General features: G+C 65.4%; 5 protein-coding genes. 3 read left to right on the forward strand and 2 right to left on the reverse strand.

What is annotated here, in order from left to right; genetic code table 11:
- The coding region (locus G3N94_RS39855) for an AIR synthase related protein (RefSeq protein ID WP_346778774.1) at nt 1-497 on the reverse strand (497 nt) is incomplete at its 3' end.
- Nucleotides 498-631: 134 nt separating this feature from the next.
- On the opposite strand from G3N94_RS39855, the gene G3N94_RS39860 reads away from it, so the two are divergent.
- The 3 genes from G3N94_RS39860 to G3N94_RS39870 all read left to right on the forward strand — a co-directional run bounded on the left by G3N94_RS39860 (nt 632) and on the right by G3N94_RS39870 (nt 4,335).
- The gene (locus G3N94_RS39860) at nt 632-2,974 is read left to right on the forward strand and encodes an NADP-dependent malic enzyme (RefSeq protein WP_277398609.1); all 2,343 of its coding nucleotides are present in this window, start codon (nt 632-634) and stop codon (nt 2,972-2,974) included.
- Between the two features lie 346 nt (nt 2,975-3,320).
- Complete coding sequence (locus G3N94_RS39865; RefSeq protein WP_205799680.1) at nt 3,321-3,752, forward strand: ribonuclease; 432 nt, start codon at nt 3,321-3,323, stop codon at nt 3,750-3,752.
- 16 nt (nt 3,753-3,768) lie between these two features.
- Entirely contained in the window at nt 3,769-4,335 is a 567-nt protein-coding gene (locus tag G3N94_RS39870; RefSeq protein ID WP_205799681.1) for a barstar family protein, read from the forward strand.
- Nucleotides 4,336-4,433: 98 nt separating this feature from the next.
- Here the strand turns inward: G3N94_RS39870 and G3N94_RS39875 are convergent.
- Nucleotides 4,434-4,575 (reverse strand): 16S rRNA (uracil(1498)-N(3))-methyltransferase (locus G3N94_RS39875; protein ID WP_205799682.1); only part of this gene is annotated, 142 nt, incomplete at its 5' end.

Raw genomic sequence — 4,575 nt, forward strand, 5'->3', positions numbered from 1 at the left:
CCGAGCGTGCCGGACACCCAGACGTCGTCGCCGTCGCGCGCGGCATCGCGCCGCAGCGCGGCGTCGGGCGCGACTTCGCCGAATACGGTCACGCACAGGTTCAGCGGCCCGCTCGTCGTGTCGCCGCCGATCAGCTCGCAGCCGAAGCGCTCGGCGAGCGCGAACAGCCCGTCGCTGAAGGCGGCGAGCCAGTCCGCGTCGGCGCGCGGCAGCGCGCACGCGAGCGTGAACGCGCGCGGCTCGGCGCCCATCGCCGCGAGATCGGACAGGTTGACCGCGAGCGTCTTGTGACCGAGCGCGCCGGGCGCGACGTCCGGAAAGAAATGACGGCCTTCGACCAGCATGTCCGTCGAAATCGCAAGCAACTTCCCGGATCGTGGCGCGAACAGCGCGCAATCATCGCCGATCCCGAGCGTCGCGGCGCGCGCGCCCTGCGCCGCACGGCGCGCGAAGAAGCGGTCGATCAACGAAAACTCGGAGAGGGGAGAGGCTGACACGGCGGACGGACCCGAAGCGATTGAGTGAACGGCATTGTACGAGCCGAACGGCGGCGTTCCTGCACCGTTCAGTACAATTTTGTCGCAGCAGTTGCACCTGGATCGAAATTTTGGTGACTTCGAATGGCGCTACAATGCCGTCGAAGAGTCATTCTAATCCGCACGTCACGAGACACATGTCCACGCAAGCCTCCTCCAAAGCCAAGCTCCGCGAAGCGGCCCTCGACTATCACGAATTTCCGACTCCCGGCAAGGTCGCGATCGCGCCGACCAAGCAGATGATCAACCAGCGCGACCTGGCGCTCGCGTATTCGCCGGGCGTCGCGTTCGCGTGCGAGGAGATCGTCGAGAACCCGCTGAATGCCGCCCGCTTCACCGCGCGCAGCAACCTGGTCGGCGTCGTGACGAACGGCACCGCGGTGCTGGGCCTCGGCAACATCGGCCCGCTCGCGTCGAAGCCGGTGATGGAAGGCAAGGCTGTGCTGTTCAAGAAGTTCGCGGGCATCGACGTGTTCGACATCGAGCTGAACGAGTCCGATCCGCACAAGCTGGTCGACGTGATCGCCGCGCTCGAGCCGACCTTCGGCGGGATCAACCTCGAGGACATCAAGGCGCCGGACTGCTTCATCGTCGAGCGCGAAGCGCGCAAGCGGATGAAGATCCCGGTGTTCCACGACGACCAGCACGGCACCGCGATCGTCGTCGCGGCGGCCGTCACGAACGGCCTGAAGGTCGTCGGCAAGGACATCAAGAAGGTGAAGCTGGTCGCGTCGGGCGCCGGCGCCGCGGCGCTCGCGTGTCTCGACCTGCTCGTCGACATCGGCCTGCCGCTCGAGAACATCACGGTGACCGACCTGGCCGGCGTAGTCTACAAGGGCCGCACCGAGCTGATGGACCCGGACAAGGAACGCTTTGCGCGCGAAACCGAAGCGCGCACGCTCGCCGAGGTGATCGACGGCGCGGACATCTTCCTCGGCCTGTCGGCGGCCGGCGTGCTGAAGCAGGAGATGGTCAAGGGCATGGCGGAGCGTCCGCTGATCCTCGCGCTCGCGAACCCGACGCCGGAAATCCTGCCGGAACTCGCGCTCGAAGTGCGCCCGGACGCGATCCTGGCGACCGGCCGCACCGACTATCCGAACCAGGTCAACAACGTCCTGTGCTTCCCGTTCATCTTCCGCGGCGCGCTCGACGCCGGCGCGACGACGATCACGCGTGAAATGGAGATCGCCGCCGTCAACGCGATCGCCGGGCTCGCGCAGCAGGAGCAGAGCGACATCGTCGCGACCGCGTACGGGATCCAGGACCTGTCGTTCGGCCCCGAATACCTGATTCCGAAGCCGTTCGATCCGCGCCTGATCGTGAAGATCGCGCCGGCTGTCGCGCAAGCCGCGATGGACGGCGGCGTCGCGACGCGCCCGATCGAGGACATGGACGCGTACAAGCAGCACCTGCAGCAGTTCGTGTACCACAGCGGCACGACGATGAAGCCGATTTTCCAGCTCGCGCGCAGCGTGCCGGGCGAAAAGAAGCGCGTCGTGTTCGCGGAGGGCGAGGAAGAGCGTGTGTTGCGCGCCGTTCAGATCGTCGTCGACGAAAAACTCGCGAAACCGATCCTGATCGGCCGTCCGGCCGTGATCGAGCACCGTATCCAGCGCTATGGCCTGCGCCTGACGCCGGGCGTCGATTTCACGGTCGTCAACACCGAGCACGACGAGCGCTACCGCGAATTCTGGCAGGACTACGCGAAGATGATGGCGCGCAAGGGCATCAGCGAGCAGCTCGCGCGCGTCGAGATGCGCCGCCGCACGACGCTGATCGGCGCGATGCTGGTGAAGAAGGGCGAAGCGGACGGGATGATCTGCGGCACGATCAGCACGACGCACCGCCACCTGCACTTCATCGATCAGGTAATCGGCAAGCGCCCGGGCTGCAGCGTGTTCGCGGCGATGAACGGGCTCGTGCTGCCGGGCCGCCAGATATTCCTCGTCGACACACACGTGAATGTCGATCCGACCCCCGAGCAGCTCGCCGAGATCACGATCATGGCCGCGGAAGAAGTGCGCCGCTTCGGCATCGAGCCGAAGGTCGCGCTGCTGTCGCATTCGAATTTCGGCACGAGCAATGCGCCTTCGGCGAAGAAGATGCGCGATACGCTCGCGATCCTGCAGGAACGCGCACCGGAGCTGAAGGTCGACGGCGAGATGCACGGCGACGTCGCGCTCGACGCGGCGCTGCGCAAGGAAATCCTGCCGGCGTCGACGCTCGAAGGCGAAGCGAACCTGCTGGTCCTGCCGAACATCGACGCCGCGAACATCGCGTACAACCTGCTGAAGACGGCCGCGGGCAACAACATCGCGATCGGGCCGATCTTGCTCGGCGCCGCGCAGCCCGTGCACGTGCTGACCGAATCGGCGACCGTGCGCCGGATCGTCAACATGGCGGCGCTGCTGGTGGCCGACGTGAACGCGGCGCGGTAAGCGAATTTGTAAAAAATAGAAAAAAAGGCGTGCCCGCAACGGGCACGCCCTGGGTACTGCGCAAACGCGCTTCCCATAAGCAACGGCAGCATCTCGTAACAGCAGCATCTCTCCACTTCGGGTACTGAGCGTGGCAAGGAGGCAGAATCTTGCCCTTCGAGAGATGCCATGCGTATTTTATCTTATGAAAGATAAAAATTGCGCAAATTCGGTAAAAAATTCGCAAGCCGCGGCACCATGGTGCTTTCAATCCCCCAACCGGACATTGATTCGCGCGAACAATAGCGCTACGCTAACGCCTTCGTTGGTCGTCAACTACTTGATTTAACAGCGGGAACCCCGGTTTATGGCACGCAAGTGGCTCCGCAACGGCGCGCTCGCGTCCGTCTTCGCGATGATCGCGATGGGTATCGTCGGCTCGCCGACGGGCAGTCTGGTTTCCGCCGCTTACGCACGGGAGGCCGTTCAGGCCGACGTGGCCGCCGGCGGGTTCGACACGATCCCGACCGCCCGTCTCCCGCGCGAGGCCGTGACCACGCTCGGCCTGATCGCAGCCGGCGGTCCCTATCCGTATGAGAAAGACGGCGTCGTGTTCGGCAACCGCGAACGGATCCTGCCGAAGGCGAAGCGCGGCTACTACCATGAGTACACGGTACCGACCCCGCGCGCGCGCAATCGCGGCGCGCGCCGGATCGTCTGCGGCGGGCCGCCGCGCCAGGTCGACAACTGTTATTACACGGGCGACCATTACAACAGTTTCAAACGCATTGTTGAATGACTTCGGGAAGAACGGCATGAGCGACTCCATCTACACGCACGACGCGGCGTCGTCGGCGGATCTGATCGCGGCCGGCGACGGCAATCTGTTTCAGCGCGTGATTCAATTGCACGCGACGGCACAGGCTGGCGCCGCGCCGGCGCAGCAGGACGCTAGCCCCGGGCTTTCACCGAACGAGGAGCCTATGAGCCTTTTCATGACCGTGCGACCCAATCTCGTCCAGTCGATCCGTGCGTTCCGCGTGCAGGATCTCGCCGACGAAGCCGGTCGGCTCGGCCAGCATTTCCTGTATGCGTATTGCGGCGCCGCGCAGTCGAAGCAGGAAGTGATGGAGACGATCGCGACGTCGTTCCTGTTTCCGAAACACTTCGGCAAGAACTATGACGCGCTGTACGACTGCCTGACCGATCTCGTCGCGAAGGCAGGGGCCCAGCCCGGTTTCGTGATCGTGCTCGAAGGGCTGCCGATCGCGCAGAAGTTCGACAAGGAAGGCCGCGAGACGCTGCTCGACGTGTTCCGCGAGGCCGCGGAGTTCTGGTCCGAGCGCAAGGTCGCGTTCCGCGTGTTCTACTCGTTTGCCTGAGCGCCTTGACGGTCGTGTCGAAGCCCGCCGCCGAGCGGGTTTTTTTGCGGGTGCGCCGGATCCCGTCGATTCGGCCCGGCGACCCGGAACGCATCACATCACCAACCGCCCCAGCGCGCAGCGAGCGCGGCGAGCACCGCCGCGCCGGCGGTTTCGGTCCGCAGCACGCGCGGCCCGAGCGACAGCGCGATGAAGCCGCGCGCGCGCGCCGCCTGCTCCTCGTCGGGCGACAGCCCGCCT

This window comes from Burkholderia sp. Ac-20353 (genome assembly GCF_017104785.1).
In the GTDB taxonomy this organism is placed as follows: domain Bacteria; phylum Pseudomonadota; class Gammaproteobacteria; order Burkholderiales; family Burkholderiaceae; genus Burkholderia.

Coding starts and splice junctions, on each gene's coding strand:
- G3N94_RS39860 (WP_277398609.1), top strand. CDS start 632: ATGCCGTCGAAGAGTCATTCTAATCCGCACGTCACGAGACACATGTCC.
- G3N94_RS39865 (WP_205799680.1), top strand. CDS start 3,321: ATGGCACGCAAGTGGCTCCGCAACGGCGCGCTCGCGTCCGTCTTCGCG.
- G3N94_RS39870 (WP_205799681.1), top strand. CDS start 3,769: ATGAGCGACTCCATCTACACGCACGACGCGGCGTCGTCGGCGGATCTG.